Source organism: Kocuria kalidii (genome assembly GCF_044462225.1).
GTDB classification, from domain to species: Bacteria; Actinomycetota; Actinomycetes; order Actinomycetales; family Micrococcaceae; genus Kocuria; species Kocuria kalidii.
Genome location: NZ_JBISWJ010000028.1, coordinates 43284 through 60028, shown reverse-complemented (window position 1 = coordinate 60028; position 16745 = coordinate 43284). Strand labels below are relative to the sequence as shown.

The window sequence follows — 16745 nt, the reverse complement described above, 5'->3', positions numbered from 1 at the left end:
GGTCATGGCGCAGAAGGGCTCCGGGAGCACCCCCCACGGACGGCCGGGCAGCGGTCGCGACGACGGACGACCGTCCCGCGGCTCCGGCCCCCGGCGCGAGAGCCCCGAGGTGTACCGGCGACGCCGGATCGTGGCCGCCCTCGCGGCGGGCGTGCTGCTCGTGCTCGTGGCGGTGGGACTGGTCGCCGCCGTCGCGGGCATGCTGGGCTCCGGCGAGGCCGACGAGGCGCCCGCCCCGGACGTGGCCACGGCTTCCGCCGCCGCGGCCTCGCAGGAGCCCTTCGCGGACTTCACGGCGCGTCCGGACGAGAACGCGTCCGCCTCCGTGCCCGCGGCCGGCACGGCCGGGCCCGTCGAGGACTGCGGCCCGGCCCTCGCCGTGCGGGCGTCCACGGACCAGGAGAGCTACGCCGAGGGCGTGGAACCCGTCCTGGTGCTGACCCTCGAGAACACGGGGGAGGAGCCCTGCCGCGTCAACGCGGGCACCTCCCAGATGGTCTACGAGGTGACCTCCGGGTCGGACACCGTCTTCGACAGCAGGCACTGCCAGGCGGTCTCCGAGGACGCGGAGGTGACCCTCGAGCCCGGGCAGGAGGAGACCGCACGGCTGACGTGGAACCGTCTGCGCACCGCGGAGGGATGCACGGAGGCGGGGGGCGAGGCCCAGCCCGGCTACTACCGCCTCGAGACGTCCCTCGGGGAGCGCACCGCGGAGCCCACCCCGTTCGTCCTGGAGTGAGCGGCCCGGACGGGACTCACATGAAGCGCTCGAGCAGACTGGTCTCGGCCATGCGCGAGAGCGACTCGCGCACCGTCCGGGCCCGCTGCTCGCCGATGCCCTCGACCGCCTTGAGGTCCTCGAGGTTGGCGGCCATGAGGGACTGCAGGCCGTCGAACCGGCGCACGAGCCGGTTGGCGACCGCCCGCGGCATCGACTTGATGCCCTCCAGCAGCCGGTAGCCGTGCGGGTGCAGGTCCGTCTCGAGGCTCCCCTGGCCCTCGACCAGGCCCACCGACACGGCGATCCGCTGCAGGTCGATGAGTTCCGCGGGGGTGAGCTCGGCGAGGCGCTCGAGACCCTCCCCGATGTGCTCCACGGGGGTGCCGTCGGGCAGGTAGTCGCGCAGCACCACGTCGGGCCCGGGCCCCGTGCCCGCGGTCAGCTCCTCGAGCTGCAGGGCGATGAGCCGGCCGTCCACGCCCAGCTCGAGGACGTACCAGCCGATCTCGGAGGAGATCCGCCGCACCATCTCCATGCGCTGGAGGGTCAGGGCGACGTCGCGCACGGTCACCGACGCCTCGATCTCCAGCGAGGAGAGGCTGCCCAGGACCTGTTCCATGCGGTGGCTGTAGTGCTCCAGCGTCTGCAGCGCCTGGTTGGCGCGGGCCATGATCGACTGGGAGCCCTCGATCGCGTAGCGGGTCTCGCCGACGTAGATCGTGATGACGCTCATCGACTGGCTCACGGAGATCACCGGCACCCCGGTCTCCTTGGCGGTGCGCTCCGCGGACCGGTGCCGCGTGCCGGACTCCGTGGTGTCGATCGAGGCGTCGGGCACCAGCTGGACCCCGGCCTTGAGGATGCGGGTGGCGTCCCGGTCGCAGATGATGGCGCCGTCCATCTTGGCGAGCTCCCGCAGCTTGGGCGCGGAGAAGTCGGTGTCGATGTCGAAGCCCCCGGAGCAGATGGCCTCCACGGAGCGGTCGAAGCCGAGGACCAGCAGGCCGCCGGTGCGCCCGCGCAGGATCCGCTCGAGACCGGTGCGCAGCTCGGTGCCGGGCGCGATCCGGGCCAGCGTCTTGCGCAGTGCGTTCTCAGGGGTCTTCGCCACGGTCACATCATACGGCCGCGGCGGTCGCCCGCCTCTGCCCCGGAGCGGCGGCGGACCGGGGGAAGAGCAGCTCCATGGCGTCGTTGATGGTGGTCACCTCCCGGACGGTGAAGCCCGCCGGGACTGGGCCGGGCCCGGTGGAGCTCGCGGGCACCACCGCGTGCGTGAAGCCCAGCCGGGCGACCTCCTGGATGCGGCGCCCGATGCCCGGGACGGGCCGCACCTCCCCGGCGAGACCCACCTCCCCGAAGCACACCAGGCGCTGCGGCAGGGGCCGGTCCTGCGCGGCGGAGGCCAGCGCCATGGCCACGGCGAGGTCGGTGGACGGCTCGGTGAGCTTCACGCCACCGACGGTGGAGACGTAGCAGTCCAGCCCGGCCAGGTTCACACCGGCCCGCCGCTGCAGGACGGCGAGCAGCATGGCCACGCGCGAGGACTCCAGGCCGGCGGTGGCCCGCCGGGGCTGGGCGGTCGAGGAGCGGTCCAGCAGCGCCTGCACCTCCGCCAGGAGCGGCCTGCGGCCCTCCAGGGTGACCGTGAGGCACGTGCCGGAGACCGGCATGGCCGTGCGGGAGACGAACAGGCCCGAGGGGTCCTCGACGCTCGTGATCCCGGTCTCGGTCAGGTCGAAGCAGCCGACCTCGTCCGTGGGTCCGTAGCGGTTCTTCACCGCACGCAGCAGCCGGATCCGGGAGTGCTTCTCGCCCTCGAACTGGCACACGACGTCCACGAGGTGCTCGAGCAGCCGGGGCCCCGCGATGGAGCCGTCCTTGGTCACGTGGCCCACGAGCAGCGTGGTCATGTTGCGCTTCTTGGCCACGGCGATCAGCGAGGCGGCGACCTCGCGGACCTGCGTGACCCCGCCCGCGGAGCCCTCGACCTCGGCGCTGGCCATCGTCTGCACGGAGTCGACCACGAGCAGGCGCGGGGAGATCTTCTCGATGTGCCCCAGCGCGGTGGCGAGGTCGGTCTCCGCGGTGAGGTACAGGGTGGGCGCCACGGCGTCGATCCGGTCCGCGCGCAGCCTGACCTGCGCCGCGGACTCCTCACCCGTCACGTAGAGGACGTCGCGGGTGTCCGTGCCGGTGCCCTCCGCGAAGCGGGCGGCGACGTCGAGCAGCAGCGTCGACTTCCCGACCCCGGGCTCGCCCGCCATCAGGACGACCGCACCGGGGACGAGCCCGCCGCCGAGGACCCGGTCCAGCTCGGGCACTCCGGTGGGTGCGGAGGCCGCCACGGTGGCGTCCACCTGGGCGATCGGGCGGGCGGGCTCGGCGATCGACCGGGCGGCCGTGGTGCGTGCCCTGTGCTCGCCGATCTCCTCGACCGTGCCCCACGCCTGGCACTCCCCGCAGCGGCCCACCCACTTGGCCGTGCTCCAGCCGCACTCGGTGCAGCGGTAGGCGGGGGAGTTGCGGCGGGTGCGGGTGCTCATGGCGTCCAGGCTAGCCGCCGGGTCGGACGGCCCAAGCACCCGGTGGGGGCCCGGGGTCCCGCCTCCGGGTCAGGCCCCGGTCGGGGGCTCAGCCCAGCTCGAGGAAGGACCGCAGCTCCACGAAGGCGGAGGGCACCACGGAGTAGTGCGCCCACTTGCCGCGCTGCTCGCGGGTGAGCAGTCCGGCGTCGACGAGCTTCTTCATGTGGTGGCTCACCGTGGGCTGGCTGATGCCCAGCTCCTCGGTGAGGTCGCACGCGCACACGGCCTCGCAGCCCTGCGCGGCGACGTGGGAGAGCAGGCGCAGACGGGTCGGGTCGGAGAGGGCCTTGAGCAGCGCCGCCACGCGTTGGGCGTCGTCGGGACCCATGGGGCCGCCGGAGAGCGAGCAGCACTCCGTGGCCGGTGTGCCCGGTCCGCCCGCGGCGTCCGGTGCGCACTCGTCGACGGCGGTGGCCTGCGGTCCGGGTGCGGGAGTCATGCCCCCCATCCTACATTGACGCCCGTCGATGTGACACGTACTGTGCGGAATAGATGTCCGTCGATACGAAGGGTCCCTCCGCCCATGAGCACCACCGCCGCCCCCGTCGCCCACCAGGGCGTGATGCGGGACCTCTCCTTCCTCGACCGCTGGCTGCCCGCCTGGATCGTCGCCGCCATGGTCGCCGGCCTCCTGCTCGGCCGCTTCGTGCCGGGCCTGGACACCGCCCTGGAGGCCGTGCGGATCGGGGAGGTGTCCCTGCCGATCGCGATCGGGCTGCTGGTGATGATGTACCCGGTCCTGGCCAAGGTCCGCTACGACGAGACCCACCGCGTGGCCGGTGACCGGCGGCTGCTGGGCGCCTCCCTGGTGCTGAACTGGATCGTCGGGCCCGCGCTCATGTTCGCCCTGGCCTGGATCTTCCTGCCCGACCTGCCCGAGTACCGCACGGGTCTGATCATCGTCGGGCTGGCCCGGTGCATCGCCATGGTGCTGATCTGGAACGACCTCGCCTGCGGGGACCGCGAGGCGGCCGCCGTGCTGGTGGCGATCAACTCCGTCTTCCAGGTCATCGCCTTCGGCGCCCTGGGCTGGTTCTACCTCCAGGTCCTGCCCGCCTGGCTCGGGCTGCCGACCACCTCGGCCGAGTTCTCGGTGTGGTCCATCGTCATCTCGGTCCTCGTGTTCCTGGGCATCCCGCTGGTCGCCGGATACCTCACCCGCACCCTCGGGGAGAAGGCCAAGGGCCGTGAGTGGTACGAGGGCACGTTCCTGCCGAAGCTGGGGCCGTGGGCGCTCTACGGGCTGCTGTTCACCATCGTGCTGCTCTTCGCCCTGCAGGGCGACGCCATCACCTCCAACCCCTGGGACGTGGTGCGCATCGCCTGGCCGCTGCTGGTCTACTTCTTCCTCATGTTCGGCATCGGCCTGCTCGCCTCCCGCGCCCTGGGCCTGAACTACGCGAAGTCCACCACCGTGGCGTTCACCGCCGCCGGCAACAACTTCGAGCTCGCCATCGCCGTGGCCATCGGCACCTTCGGCGTCACCTCCGGCCAGGCCCTGGCCGGGGTCGTCGGACCGCTGATCGAGGTGCCCGTCCTGGTCGCCCTGGTCTATGTCTCCCTGTGGGCCGGGCGCAGGCTCTTCCCCGGCGATGCCACCGTCCCCACCCGCTGACCCCGTTTCCGTGCAACCCCTGCTTCCGCGAGCCTCCAGGAGCGTCCGTTGAGCCACACCCAGCCCTCCGTCCTGTTCGTCTGCGCCAAGAACGGCGGCAAGTCCCAGATGGCCGCCGCCCTCATGACCAAGCACGCCGCAGGCACCGTGGAGGTGCACTCCGCCGGCACCGCACCGGGCAGCACGATCAACGCCCTGTCCGCCGAGGTGATCGCCGAGGTCGGGGCGGACATGTCCTCCGGGACGCCGAAGCCCGTCGACCCCGAGCTGCTGCGCACCGTGGACCGGGTCGTGGTCCTGGGCGACGAGGCGCAGGTCGAGCCCGTCGAGGGCATGGCCGGCACCATCGAGACCTGGCACACCGACGAGCCCTCCGAGCGCGGCATCGAGGGCGCGGAGCGGATGCGCCTGGTCCGCGACGACATCGACGCCCGGGTGCAGCAGCTGCTCACCGAGCTCACGGAGGGCGACCCCGCCTGAGCGCCGCCTCTCCTCCCCTTCCCCCTTCTTCCACTCCCTTCTTCTTCTGCTCTTCTTCTCCCCGTCTGCCGACAGAACGGATGATCCCCATGACAGCCGAGACCACCGCGACGACTCCGGCCGGGACCACGGACAGGCCTTCGGTCCTGTTCGTGTGCGTGCACAACGCCGGGCGGTCCCAGATGGCCGCCGCCTACCTCACCCACCTGTCGGAAGGGCGCATCGAGGTGCGTTCGGCCGGCTCCGCCCCGGCGGACTCGGTCAACCCCGCGGCGGTGGAGGCGATGGCCGAGGAGGGCATCGACATGAGCGCGGAGATCCCCAAGGTCCTCACCGACGCGGCGGTGCAGGACTCCGACGTGGTCATCACCATGGGCTGCGGGGACGCGTGCCCGTTCTACCCGGGCACGCGCTACGAGGACTGGGAGCTGGCCGACCCGGCCGGCAAGGGCGTGGCGTCCGTCCGGCCGATCCGCGACGAGATCAGAGCCCGCGTCCAGCGGCTGGTCGCCGAGCTGCTGCCCGCCGGGACCACCGCGACGTGAGAGGCCTGCACGGCACGACCGGGACCGCCGACCGGCCCGTCGTCGTGGTCGGTGCCGGGCGGATCCCGCCCCGCCCGACGCCACGGGCCGGTCACCCGGAGCTCCGGCGCGGTGCGGGACCCGCGTGCGACCCGTCTGCTCAGACCCGGTCCCAGCCCTCCAGATCGGGCAGCTGGGCCAGCGCCTCCTCGTGCGTCATCCCGGCGGCCTCCAGCAGGTCCACGACCATCGGGCGCATGTCGAGCACCAGCGTCTCGCCCTCCATGGTCCGCACTCCCATCCGACCGGGATGCAGCCGTCCCGCGACGTCGGCCAGCTCGTTGCGGGCCTGGCGCAGATAGCTCTCGCGCGAGCCCTGGGCGGCCACGGCCAGACCGTTGCCCAGGGTGTTCACGGCGTCCGAGAGGTCGTCGAGGGCATCCGTGAGGGAGGTCACGGCCTCGTCCGAGAGGGTCACGTGGTTGAGCACGGAGGCCAGGCGGCGGGTGAGCACCCGGGCGTTGCGCACCGCGAGGTCGAGGTAGCGGATCGAGTGCGCGATCCCCGTGATCTCCGCGCGGCGGCCGCGGTACAGGGGGGAGGCCGTGGCGATCTCGAGGGAGGCCTTGAGCCCGGTGGTCACCGAGTCGACGAGCGGCTGGGTCTGGCGGCACCGCACGAGCGCGTGCCAGGCGGCGGTGGAGTCGTAGTCCTCCATGGCCCGGCCCGCCTCCCGCAGCACCCCGGAGAACTCGTCGACGAGCGCCCGCAGGTCGTGGCGCGGCTGCCGCCGCGGGTCCGTGGGCACGAAGTACGCCAGGGCGAGGGCGCACAGCCCGCCCACCACGGCGTCGGTGGACCGTGCGAAGACGCCGTCCTGGGACGGGGGGAGCAGCACGACGAGCACGGACTGCAGGCCCATCTGGGTGGTGAACAGCGTCCCGTTGTCGAGGAAGCGGGCGAGCAGCAGGGAGGTCATGAGCACGACGGCGGCCTGCCACACGCCGGTGCCCAGGAGGTGGATGAGCGAGTCCCCCACGGCGATGCCGAGCGTGCAGCCGATGGAGACCTCGAGCACCCGCCGGTAGCGCAGCTCCCCCTTCGCGAAGCCCAGGGAGACCAGCGCGGCCGTGGCGGCGAAGATGGGCCCGGAGTGGCCCAGCAGCTGCTCGGCGATCACGTAGGCCCCGACGCTCGCGACGGTCATCTGGACGCTCTGCAGGACACCCGTCCGCACCCGGGTGAGGCCCACGCGGGTGCGGGTGCGCAGGGAGCGCAGAAGTGCCCGTGCGCGGTCGGCTGGTTGCATGCGGCCAGCCTAGCGGCGGGCGCCCCACCGGGTTCCCGTGTGAGATCCGCGACTCCGGCGCGGATCCGGAGGGGGTGTTCACCCTCCGTTCACCTTCACGGGCCAATCTGGCCACCTGCGCTCCCTAGCGTCTTCTCACGAGAGATCTGCGGGACCACTGCAGGTACACCTCGCACACGGGCCGGGACGCTCCCCGGCCAGTTCGTACGCCGGCCCCTCGACGGGCCACCACTGTGATCTGAAGGGGCTATCAAGTGAAGGTTTCCCACCTCGGCCGTACCACGGCCGTCCTGGCCATCGGCGCGCTCGCACTCACCGCCTGCGGATCGGACAACGCCACGGGCGACGCGGGAGGGGCCGAAGGCGCGGAGTCCGGCGCCGGCGTGTCCGGCACGCTGACCGGCATCGGGGCGTCGTCGCAGCAGGCCGCCATGACCGCGTGGCAGGACGGCTTCCAGAGCGCCAACCCCGACGCCCAGGTGCAGTACTCGCCGGACGGATCCGGCGCCGGGCGCGAGGCCTTCACCGCCGGCGGTGCCGACTTCGCCGGCACCGACGCCTACCTCGACGAGGAGGAGTACGCCGCCTCCCAGGAGATCTGCGGTCCCGACGGCGGCTTCCACATCCCGGCCTACATCTCCCCGATCGCCGTGGCCTTCAACCTGCCCGGCGTCGACTCCGTGAACATGGACGGCCCGACCATGGCCCAGGTCTTCACCGGCGAGATCACCGAGTGGAACGACCCGGCGATCGCCGAGCTCAACCCGGACGCCGACCTGCCCGACACCCGGATCACCGTGGTGCACCGCAACGACGAGTCCGGCACCACCGAGAACTTCCAGGAGTACCTCGCCGCGGCCGCCCCGGACGTGTGGACCGAGGAGGTCTCCGGCAACTGGCCCTCGCAGTGGGCCGCAGAGAACAACAAGGGCACCGCCGGGGTGGTCCAGTCCACCAACGCCACCGAGGGCGCCATCACCTACGCCGACGCCTCGGCCGTGGGCGAACTCGGCACCGTGGCCGTGCGGGTGGGCGAGGAGTACGTCGAGTACTCGCCCGAGGCCGCCGCCACGGCCGTCGAGAACTCCACCCCGATCGAGGGCCGCGCCGAGTACGACATGGCGATGGACCTCGAGCGTGACACCTCCGAGTCCGGGTCCTACCCGATCGTGCTGGTGTCCTACCACCTGTACTGCTCGCAGTACGATTCCCAGGAGACCGCCGACCTCGCCAAGGCCTTCGGCGAGTACGTGATCAGCGAGGAGGGGCAGCAGACGGCCGCGGACGCCGCCGGGTCCGCCCCGATGTCCGAGAACCTGCGCACCTCCGCGCAGGAGGCCCTCGACCAGATCACGGTCGCCGGCTGACCTCGTTCCGCCGATCCCGTTCGGTGCGGGCCGGGCACGCGCCCGGCCCGCACCGAACGGGACCTTTCTGTGTGGGGCGTCTCCGGCGTGAGGCGCATCACCGGATCCCCGCGCCGGGACCGATCCCGTCCGGCGCAGCTCGTACCCGGCCATCGAAGGGCGCACGACATGTCCACCACCGTCACCACCCAGGAGCCCACCGCGCTCGCCGAGGACGCCGCGGCCGGCGGCCGGGCGGGCGACTCGATCTTCGCCGGATTCAGCCTCGGCGCCGGCATCCTGATCCTCGCGTCGCTGGCAGCCGTCGCGCTGTTCCTGTTCCTGGAGGCCCTGCCCACCTTCCAGGCGCCCGCCGAGGAGATCACGGGCGGCGCCGGCTTCTGGTCCTACATCTGGCCCCTGGTCATCGGCACGGTGATCGCGGCCGTCATCGCCCTGGTCATCGCGACCCCCATCGGCGTGCTGGTGGCGCTGTACATCTCCCACTACGCGCCCGCGCGGATCGCCAAGCCCGTGGGGTACGTCATCGACCTGCTGGCGGCCATCCCGTCCGTCATCTACGGGGCGTGGGGCACCACGGTCCTCGCGTCCGCGCTCGTGCCGTTCTACGCGTGGCTCACCGCGAACCTGGGCTTCATCCCCCTGTTCTCCGGTCCCGCCTCGCAGACCGGCAAGACCATGCTCACGGTCGGCATCGTCCTCGCCATCATGATCCTGCCGATCATCACGGCGATGTCCCGGGAGATCTTCATCCAGACGCCCAAGCTGCACGAGGAGGCGGCGCTGGCGCTCGGTGCCACCCGGTGGGAGATGATCCGGATGACCGTGCTGCCGTTCGCGCGTCCCGGCATCATCTCCTCGGTGATGCTGGCCCTCGGCCGGGCGCTCGGCGAGACCATGGCCGTGGCGCTCGTGCTCTCCGGCGGTCCGCTGACGGCCTCGCTCGTGCAGTCCGGCAACCAGACCATCGCGGCCGAGATCGCGCTCAACTTCCCCGAGGCCTACGGGCTGCGGCTGTCCGAGCTCATCGCCGCCGGCCTGATCCTGTTCCTCATCACCCTGATCGTGAACATGGTCGCCCGGGCCATCATCGCCCGCTACAAGGAATTCTCGGGAGCCAACTGATGTCGACCACATCTCTCCGTCAGCAGACCTCGTCGCCGGGCCCCACGGGTCGCCGGCCCACCCTGACCCGCAACCAGAAGCCGGCGTGGCTCGTCCCGGTGATCGCGGTCGCCGCCGTCGTGGTGGGGGCAGCCCTGGCCGCGCTGGTGGGCTTCTCCGTGATCCTGTGGGCCGTCGCCGCCGCCGTCGTCTTCCTGGTGGCCGCCCCGATCGCCGTGGCCTCCGTCGAGGGCGGGCGCAAGGGGGCCGACTCCCTGATGACCTACCTGGTCCACGCGGCGTTCATCCTCGCGGTGGTCCCGCTGATCTCCGTGGTCTGGACGGTGCTCGCGAACGGCCTTCCCGGACTGACGTCCAACCTGCTGCTGACGTCCATGAGCGGTGTCACGGGCGCCACGGACAACGCCGCGGCCGCGGGGGAGACCCCGGTCCTGGGCGGTGCCTACCACGCGATCGTCGGCACGGTCTCGATCACCTTCTGGGCCACCCTCATGTCCGTGCCGATCGGTCTGCTCACGGCCATCTACCTCGTGGAGTACTCGAAGAACGGCTGGCTCGGGAAGTCGATCACGTTCTTCGTGGACGTCATGACGGGCATCCCCTCGATCGTGGCGGGCCTGTTCGCCGCGGCCTTCTTCGGACTCCTGTTCGGACCGTCCACCCGCTTCGGCTTCGTGGCCGCGGTCGCGCTGACCGTGCTGATGATCCCGACGGTCGTGAAGAACACGGAGGAGATGCTGAAGATCGTCCCCAACGAGCTGCGCGAGGCGGCCTACGCCCTGGGCGTGCGCAAGTGGCGGACCATCCTCAAGGTGGTGATCCCCACCGCGATCTCCGGCATCGCCTCCGGTGTGACCCTCGCGATCGCCCGCGTCATCGGCGAGACCGCTCCGCTGCTCGTCACCGCCGGCTTCGCGACCGCGATCAACTGGAACTCCTTCTCCGGGTGGATGACCACGCTGCCGACGTTCATCTACTACCAGATCCTCACCCCCACCTCACCCACCAACCCCGACCCGTCGCAGCAGCGCGCGTGGGCGGCGGCCCTGATCCTCATCCTCATCGTGATGCTGCTCAACCTCCTCGCCCGGCTCGTCGCGAGGGCCTTCGCCCCCAAGACCGCCGGCCGCTGACCCGCGCCGCACACCCTCCGGATCTCTCCTGCACGCACCTCCGCGAGAAAGAAGCAAGGAACACACATGTCCAAGCGAATCGACGTCGAGAACCTCAATGTCTACTACGGCGACTTCCTGGCCGTCGAGGACGTCGCCATGGGGATCGACGCCCGCTCCGTGACAGCGTTCATCGGCCCGTCCGGCTGCGGGAAGTCGACCCTCCTGCGCACCCTCAACCGCATGCACGAGGTGATCCCCGGCGCCCGTGCCGAGGGCAAGGTGCTCCTGGACGGCGAGAACCTCTACGGCCCCGGGGTCGACCCGGTCCTGGTGCGCTCGATGATCGGCATGGTCTTCCAGCGGCCCAACCCGTTCCCCACCATGTCCATCCGGGACAACGTGCTCGCGGGGGTGAAGCTCAACAGCAAGCGGATCTCCCGGTCCGACGCGGACGATCTCACGGAGGGGTCGCTCCGGGGCGCGAACCTGTGGAACGAGGTGAAGGACCGTCTCGACAAGCCGGGCTCGGGCCTGTCCGGAGGCCAGCAGCAACGCCTGTGCATCGCCCGGGCGATCGCCGTGAAGCCCGAGGTCATCCTCATGGACGAGCCCTGCTCCGCCCTCGACCCCATCTCCACGCTGGCGATCGAGGACCTGATCAGCGAGCTCAAGGAGGAGTACACCGTGGTCATCGTGACCCACAACATGCAGCAGGCATCCCGTGTGTCGGACCGGACGGCCTTCTTCAACATCGAGGGCACGGGCAAGCCCGGCAAGCTCATCGAGTACGGCCCGACCGCCGACGTCTTCAGCAATCCCACGGAGAAGCAGACGGAGGACTACGTCTCCGGCCGCTTCGGCTGAGTCCGTTCTCCTCCGGCGACGACGGCGAGCCGGCCCCGGTGCCGAGGTCCGGTGCCGAGGTCCGGGGACTCACAACAACGGCGACAGAGCGAGCAGGAGCGTGCCGGAGACCACCCCGCACGCCGGGACGGTCAGGGCCCACACGAGCAGGATCCCGCGCACCACCCGGGTGTTGACCGTGTGGAAGCGCTGCTGCCGGCCGGCGCCCAGGATCGCCGCGGCCGTGGTCTGGGACGTCGACATGGGGACGGGGATCAGCGTCCCGCCCAGGAACAGCAGGGAGCCCGCCACCCCCTGCGCGATCGCGCCGCGGAACGGGTCGATCGTCACCATCCGGGAGGAGAGGGTGTAGGCGATCCGCCAGGCGCCGAACAGGGTGCCCGTGCCGAGGCCCGCCGCGACGACCAGGAACAGCCACGGGGCGGGTCCCGCGAGCGGGTCGGGAACTCCCGCGCACAGCAGCAGCGTCGCGAAGATCCAGGCGGCCCGGCGGCCGTGGTGGATGCCGTGCCCGAAGGCGACGGCCGCCGCACCGATGGCCAGGGCGAGCCGGGAGCGGAACGTGGTCGCGTCCGGTTCGGAGTGCCGCAGCAGGTGCAGCAGGGGGGGCACGAGCGTCCAGGCCGCGGCGTAGGCGGCCAGGGGCGCGAGGATCAGCGGGACGACGACCTCGAGCAGGGCCGTGGCGGTGAGCGGGTCCTCCGCTCCGAGATCCACGGCGCGAGCTCCCAGCAGACCGCCGAGCAGCCCGCCCGCCAGCGCGGTGGTCGAGGAGCTGGGCATGCCCCACCACCAGGTGAGGATGTTCCAGCCGATCGTCGTGACCAGGGCGCAGACGATCGTCGCGGATCCCACCACGTCGTGCGGCACGGGGACGCCCCGGATGATCCAGTCGGTCAGCAGGTACCCGGCGGTCCACACGCCGGCGACGTTGACGAGGGCGGTGAACACCAGTCCCACCCGGGGGGTGAGGGCGCGGAAGCGCACGGGCAGGGCGAGCGCGTTGGGTGCGTCGTGGAAACCGTTGACGAAGGTGTGGGTCACGGCCAGGGCGATCCCCACGACCGTCAGGGCTGTCAGCACGGATTCAGGACTCTGCCACCATGATGCGGCCCACCTCGGTGGAGACCCGCACCAGGGCCCGGGCCGCCTCCACGAAGCGCCCGACCGCGCGCTCGCGGCGCATCGCGGGAATGGCCTTGTGGTGCTCCAGCAGGTGGGCCATGTGCAGCTGGTAGATGCGCTCCGACTGCTTGCCCAGCCGCAGCATCTCGTACCAGTAGTCGTCCAGGCCCTGGAGGCTGCTCAGGTCGCGCATCGCCCGGGTGGTCAGTTCGGACATCCGCACGATCACCCCGAGCTGGTCCGTGGCGTACGAGGGCGGCCGGGTGAGGGTGTAGGCCACCTGGGCCTCCGCGACGGCCAGCAGCTCCTCGGCGGCCCGGTTGAGCCAGTGCCCCAGGATGTAGACGTCCTGGCGGGGGATGGGGATCACGAACGTGGAGCGCACGGTGGTCATCACGGAGAAGTACAGGTCGGTCGACCGTGCCTCGCACTCGCGGATCGCCTCGAGGGTGCCGGCGGCGGCCTCCGGAGAGCCCAGCAGCTCGGACAGGAGCCGGACGCTCTCCGTCACCTGTCCCGACATGTCGGCCAGCAGGTCCAGGACCAGCTCGTCCTCCGGGAAGATGCGAAGCGCCATCTGTTGACCATCCTGGGCATCGGGACCTGCGCCGCGGAGCGCGGCGGATTTTCACTGTACACGGACCCGTCGGACGGCCCGCGGGCGCGCAGGGGTCCCGGACGGGAGGAGAAGGGGGCGGTGCCGGACCGGGAGCGCCTCTCGGCGGAAGGCCGCTCGTGGCGGCTATGTGATGGAGCCCGGGGCTGCCGCGGCCCGGCACCTGGCTCCCATGGTAGTCGACGTGTCCGTGGCGCCAAGTCCGCCGGGTGTGGGCTCCCGCACGGCCGGCCGCCGGACTGCCCGCGGGGCGGGTCTCAGTCGAGGTGCCCGCGGCGCCACTGGTGCGCGGCCGCCTCGAGCTCCTCCGCGGTCCGTTCGAGCCGCTGGGTGAGGGCCACGGTGCTCGGGGCCCGGACCGCGCTCGCGTCCACGACCGGCATCTGCCCGGTGTCCGCCAGCCGGATCCGGCCCAGGGCGATCACCCGGCAGAACGCCGCGAACCGGTCCAGGGCGACGTCGAACGCGCCGTTGAACGCCCCGGAGAGGATCGCGTCCGCCATCGTGGTGATCTCGTCCGCCCCGGGGGGCTCCGCGACACCGGCCACCACGTGGGAGACCTGTGCGGTGCCCCGGCCGGCCGCGAAGTACCGCCCCATCCGCACCGGGTCCTTGCGGACCGCCGCCCGCAGGGCGTAGAGCCGCCACAGGGCCCCCGGGAGGGACACCGCGGGGGCCTCCGCCCACATCTCGGCGATGCCCTCCAGGCCCTGCTCGTCGGTCAGCTCGATGAGCCGCCGGCTGATCTCGGGATCGTCGCTGGCCCGCCCGCGGGAGACCAGGGCGTGGGCGGCCAGGTGCGCCGCCTCGGAGACGCGGGCCGGGTCCGGTCCGCCCTCGTGGGCGTCGAACTGCTCCGGGGAGAACTTCACCGGCTTGTGGTGGCGGGGCGCGTCGCTCATGCGTCCAGCGTACGGCCGTGGCCCCGGGCGGGCCACGGAGCGCTCACCAGTCGCTGGCCGAGGCGTGCACCGCGGCGTCCCGCCACTGCTGGTCGGCCCGTTCGAAGCCGTCCCGGGCCAGGGCCTTCCACAGCCGCAGCCCCAGGGCAGGGTCCTCCTGCTCCAGCTCCGCGAGGGCCTGCGGGGGCAGCACCCGGACGGTGACGTCGGTGACGGCGCTGAGGGTCACGTGCTGCTTGTCCCCCGTCCCCAGGGCCAGCTCCCCGAAGCTCATTCCCGGGCCGAGGACCTGCAGCTCCACGCGCTCGCCGGCGGGCGTGCGCAGGGACATCGACACGTTCCCGCTGACGACGAGGTGGATGCCGGCGAAGTTCTGCCCCGTGCGCAGGATGTTCTCCCCGGCCGCCCATGTCCGCTCGACGGTCCGGGCGCGCAGGACGCGGGCGTCGTCGGGGTCCAGCCGGGAGAAGAGCTCGGACTCCACGGGCTTCACCCGGGCCGGGGTGCACTCCGGGCCGCCGTGCTCGTCGAGCAGCGCGTCCTCGACCCACTTGATGGCCGCCGCACGGCTGGGGAAGACCTCGAGCGGGGGCTCCCCCTCGAAGGAGCCGGCGAAGTCGGGGTCCGTGGCCACCGCGACCACCGTGCGTCCCGCCGCGTGCAGCTCGGCCCGGGTCTTGGCGAGGAGCGGCATCGCGTAGTCGGCGATCACGTCGACCCGGCGCAGGTCCACCACCACGTAGGAGGCCTCGTAGGCGACGTCGCGGACCGTGCGGATCGCGGTCTCCGTGCCGGTGAACAGCAGGTCGCCCTGGAGCTCCACGACCACGGCGTCCCTGCCGTGCTCGGCCAGCACCGCCTCGGCGTCGGCGTTGCGGCGCACCAGGGACGGGGACTGGTCGATCGGGTAGCTGGCGCGGACCGTGGAGCGTGCCACCCGTGCGGTGTGCGTGAAGTGCAGGTCGAGGTCCTGGGAGAGCCGCTCGCACGCGAGCACCCCGCGCACGCTGTTGCCGTGCCGGTCCAGGGCGGGGGAGAAGACGGCCACGGCCAGCTCTCCCGGCAGGACGGCGACGATGCCGCCGCCCACCCCCGACTTCGCGGGCAGGCCGACCCGGACCATCCACTCGCCGGCGTCGTCGTACATCCCGCAGGAGCTCATGACGGACAGCACGCGGGAGACGGTGTCGACGTCGAAGACCGCGTCCCCGGTCAGGGGGTTCGTCCCCCTGTTGGCCAGGGTCGCGCCCATCAGCGCGAGGTCGCGGCACGTGATCAGCACCGAGCACTGGGCGAAGTAGTCCTCGAGCGCCTGGGTCGGGTCGCCCTCGATGATCCCGGCGGACGCCAGGAGATACCCGAGGGCGCGGTTGCGGTCGCCGGCGTCGTGCTCCTGGCGCAGGACATCGGGGCTGATCGCCAGGTCCCGGCCCGCGCACCGCGAGTAGGCCTCGCGGATCCGGTCCCGGCGCAGGTCGCGGTCTCCGTCCGGGACGAGCCACGTGGAGGCGATCGCACCGGCGTTGATCATGGGGTTGGCCGGGCGCCCGGTGCCGGGCTGCAGCGAGATCTCGTTGTAGGCGTCCCCGCTCGGCTCCACGTCCATCTTCGCGTGCACCGCCTCCGCCCCGAGGTCGGAGAGTGCGAGAGCGTAGGTGAACGCCTTGGAGATCGACTGGATGCTGAACTCGTCCCGCGTGCTGCCGGCCTCGTACACGTGGCCGTCCGCGGTGGCGATGACGATGCCGAACCGCTCCGTGTCGGCACCGGCGAGAGCGGGGATGGAGGAACTGGGCTCGCCGTCGCGGGAGTCCCGCAGCTGCTCCACGACCTGGGCGAGGTACTCGGTGACGGCCGAGGGGCCGAAGAGCCCGGTCTCGGCGCGCGCTTCTTCCTCGGTGCTCGGGTGCGGCACGGGCGGTCCTCCGGTCGGGTCGGTGTCGGTGTCGGTGTCGGCGTCGATGTCGGTGTCGGTGTCGGTGTCGGTGCAGCGGGACAGTGCACCACTGTAGTCGTCAGCCGACTGTGCACCCGGGGAACGGGCCGGCTGCATCCGGGGCGGGCCCGGGGCGGCGGGCACCGGCAGCCCGTGGGCGCCGTGCGGTAGAGTGGTGCCCGCTCCGGACCGGCCGCGCCCCGTGCCCGCCGCCGGAGCACGGGCCTCTAGCTCAGTTGGTAGAGCAGTGGACTTTTAATCCATGGGTCGTGGGTTCGAGCCCCACGGGGCCTACCCCCTTCGAGGGCCCCACCTTCCGGCGACGGCGCGGGAGGGGGCCTCCTCGCTCCCGGCCGTCCCCGGCCGTCGCCCTCCGGTGCCGGCCTGTCCGTGCTGTGGATCCGCGCGGACGGCCCCGGGGCGCGGGAGCCGCCCTGCCGCGACGACGTCACCCTGCG

Annotated in this window: 16 protein-coding genes and 1 tRNA gene; 9 read left to right on the top strand and 8 right to left on the bottom strand. The window is 72.1% G+C overall.

Translation table 11 applies throughout. The features are described 5' to 3' along the window. The first annotated feature begins 4 nt into the window (after nucleotides 1-4). Nucleotides 5-739 carry a hypothetical protein gene (locus ACH9D3_RS04670; RefSeq protein WP_396410041.1) on the top strand — a complete coding sequence of 245 codons (735 nt, stop codon included), beginning with the start codon at nucleotides 5-7 and terminating at the stop codon, nucleotides 737-739. Nucleotides 740-755: 16 nt separating this feature from the next. Here ACH9D3_RS04670 and disA read toward each other — a convergent pair whose 3' ends face one another. The 3 genes from disA to ACH9D3_RS04655 all read right to left on the bottom strand — a co-directional run bounded on the left by disA (nucleotide 756) and on the right by ACH9D3_RS04655 (nucleotide 3748). After that, complete coding sequence (disA, locus tag ACH9D3_RS04665; protein ID WP_396399539.1) at nucleotides 756-1832, bottom strand: DNA integrity scanning diadenylate cyclase DisA; 1077 nt, start codon at nucleotides 1830-1832, stop codon at nucleotides 756-758. A 7-nt stretch (nucleotides 1833-1839) separates the two neighbouring features. Then, complete coding sequence (radA, locus tag ACH9D3_RS04660) at nucleotides 1840-3267, bottom strand: DNA repair protein RadA (RefSeq protein WP_396399538.1); 1428 nt, start codon at nucleotides 3265-3267, stop codon at nucleotides 1840-1842. A gap of 88 nt (nucleotides 3268-3355) precedes the next feature. After that, nucleotides 3356-3748: a metalloregulator ArsR/SmtB family transcription factor gene (locus ACH9D3_RS04655; protein ID WP_396410040.1), complete on the bottom strand. Its 393-nt coding sequence runs from the start codon at nucleotides 3746-3748 to the stop codon at nucleotides 3356-3358. A gap of 84 nt (nucleotides 3749-3832) precedes the next feature. On the opposite strand from ACH9D3_RS04655, the gene arsB reads away from it, so the two are divergent. The 3 genes from arsB (at nucleotide 3833) to ACH9D3_RS04640 (ending at nucleotide 5949) form a co-directional block, all read left to right on the top strand. Beyond that, complete coding sequence (arsB, locus tag ACH9D3_RS04650; RefSeq protein ID WP_396410039.1) at nucleotides 3833-4924, top strand: ACR3 family arsenite efflux transporter; 1092 nt, start codon at nucleotides 3833-3835, stop codon at nucleotides 4922-4924. Between the two features lie 48 nt (nucleotides 4925-4972). Continuing rightward, complete coding sequence (locus tag ACH9D3_RS04645) at nucleotides 4973-5404, top strand: arsenate-mycothiol transferase ArsC (protein ID WP_449555776.1); 432 nt, start codon at nucleotides 4973-4975, stop codon at nucleotides 5402-5404. Nucleotides 5405-5493: 89 nt separating this feature from the next. Continuing rightward, the gene (locus ACH9D3_RS04640; RefSeq protein ID WP_396410038.1) at nucleotides 5494-5949 is read left to right on the top strand and encodes an arsenate reductase/protein-tyrosine-phosphatase family protein; all 456 of its coding nucleotides are present in this window, start codon (nucleotides 5494-5496) and stop codon (nucleotides 5947-5949) included. A 139-nt stretch (nucleotides 5950-6088) separates the two neighbouring features. Here ACH9D3_RS04640 and ACH9D3_RS04635 read toward each other — a convergent pair whose 3' ends face one another. Beyond that, entirely contained in the window at nucleotides 6089-7237 is a 1149-nt protein-coding gene (locus ACH9D3_RS04635; protein ID WP_396399533.1) for an FUSC family protein, read from the bottom strand. A gap of 254 nt (nucleotides 7238-7491) precedes the next feature. Here ACH9D3_RS04635 and pstS point away from each other — a divergent pair, with 254 nt between their 5' ends. The 4 genes from pstS to pstB all read left to right on the top strand — a co-directional run bounded on the left by pstS (nucleotide 7492) and on the right by pstB (nucleotide 11708). Continuing rightward, the gene (pstS, locus tag ACH9D3_RS04630) at nucleotides 7492-8604 is read left to right on the top strand and encodes a phosphate ABC transporter substrate-binding protein PstS (RefSeq protein ID WP_396399532.1); all 1113 of its coding nucleotides are present in this window, start codon (nucleotides 7492-7494) and stop codon (nucleotides 8602-8604) included. 168 nt (nucleotides 8605-8772) lie between these two features. After that, a complete protein-coding gene (gene pstC, locus ACH9D3_RS04625; RefSeq protein WP_396399531.1) occupies nucleotides 8773-9729 on the top strand; it encodes a phosphate ABC transporter permease subunit PstC in 957 nt (318 codons plus the stop codon). Then, nucleotides 9729-10862, top strand: coding sequence for a phosphate ABC transporter permease PstA (gene pstA, locus ACH9D3_RS04620; protein WP_396410037.1), 1134 nt, complete (start codon nucleotides 9729-9731; stop codon nucleotides 10860-10862). The genes pstC and pstA overlap by 1 nt, the downstream gene beginning before the upstream one ends. Before the next feature lie 66 nt (nucleotides 10863-10928). Continuing rightward, a complete protein-coding gene (pstB, locus tag ACH9D3_RS04615) occupies nucleotides 10929-11708 on the top strand; it encodes a phosphate ABC transporter ATP-binding protein PstB (protein ID WP_396399529.1) in 780 nt (259 codons plus the stop codon). A gap of 69 nt (nucleotides 11709-11777) precedes the next feature. Here pstB and ACH9D3_RS04610 read toward each other — a convergent pair whose 3' ends face one another. The 4 genes from ACH9D3_RS04610 to glsA form a co-directional block, all read right to left on the bottom strand. After that, nucleotides 11778-12791: an inorganic phosphate transporter gene (locus ACH9D3_RS04610; RefSeq protein WP_396410036.1), complete on the bottom strand. Its 1014-nt coding sequence runs from the start codon at nucleotides 12789-12791 to the stop codon at nucleotides 11778-11780. A 4-nt stretch (nucleotides 12792-12795) separates the two neighbouring features. After that, entirely contained in the window at nucleotides 12796-13410 is a 615-nt protein-coding gene (locus ACH9D3_RS04605; protein WP_396399527.1) for a DUF47 domain-containing protein, read from the bottom strand. Nucleotides 13411-13706: 296 nt separating this feature from the next. After that, nucleotides 13707-14351 carry a hypothetical protein gene (locus ACH9D3_RS04600; protein ID WP_396399526.1) on the bottom strand — a complete coding sequence of 215 codons (645 nt, stop codon included), beginning with the start codon at nucleotides 14349-14351 and terminating at the stop codon, nucleotides 13707-13709. Nucleotides 14352-14394: 43 nt separating this feature from the next. After that, a complete protein-coding gene (gene glsA / locus ACH9D3_RS04595) occupies nucleotides 14395-16266 on the bottom strand; it encodes a glutaminase A (protein WP_396410035.1) in 1872 nt (623 codons plus the stop codon). Between the two features lie 242 nt (nucleotides 16267-16508). Here glsA and ACH9D3_RS04590 point away from each other — a divergent pair. Then, nucleotides 16509-16581: transfer RNA gene (locus ACH9D3_RS04590), tRNA-Lys, on the top strand. Nucleotides 16582-16745: the final 164 nt, after the last annotated feature.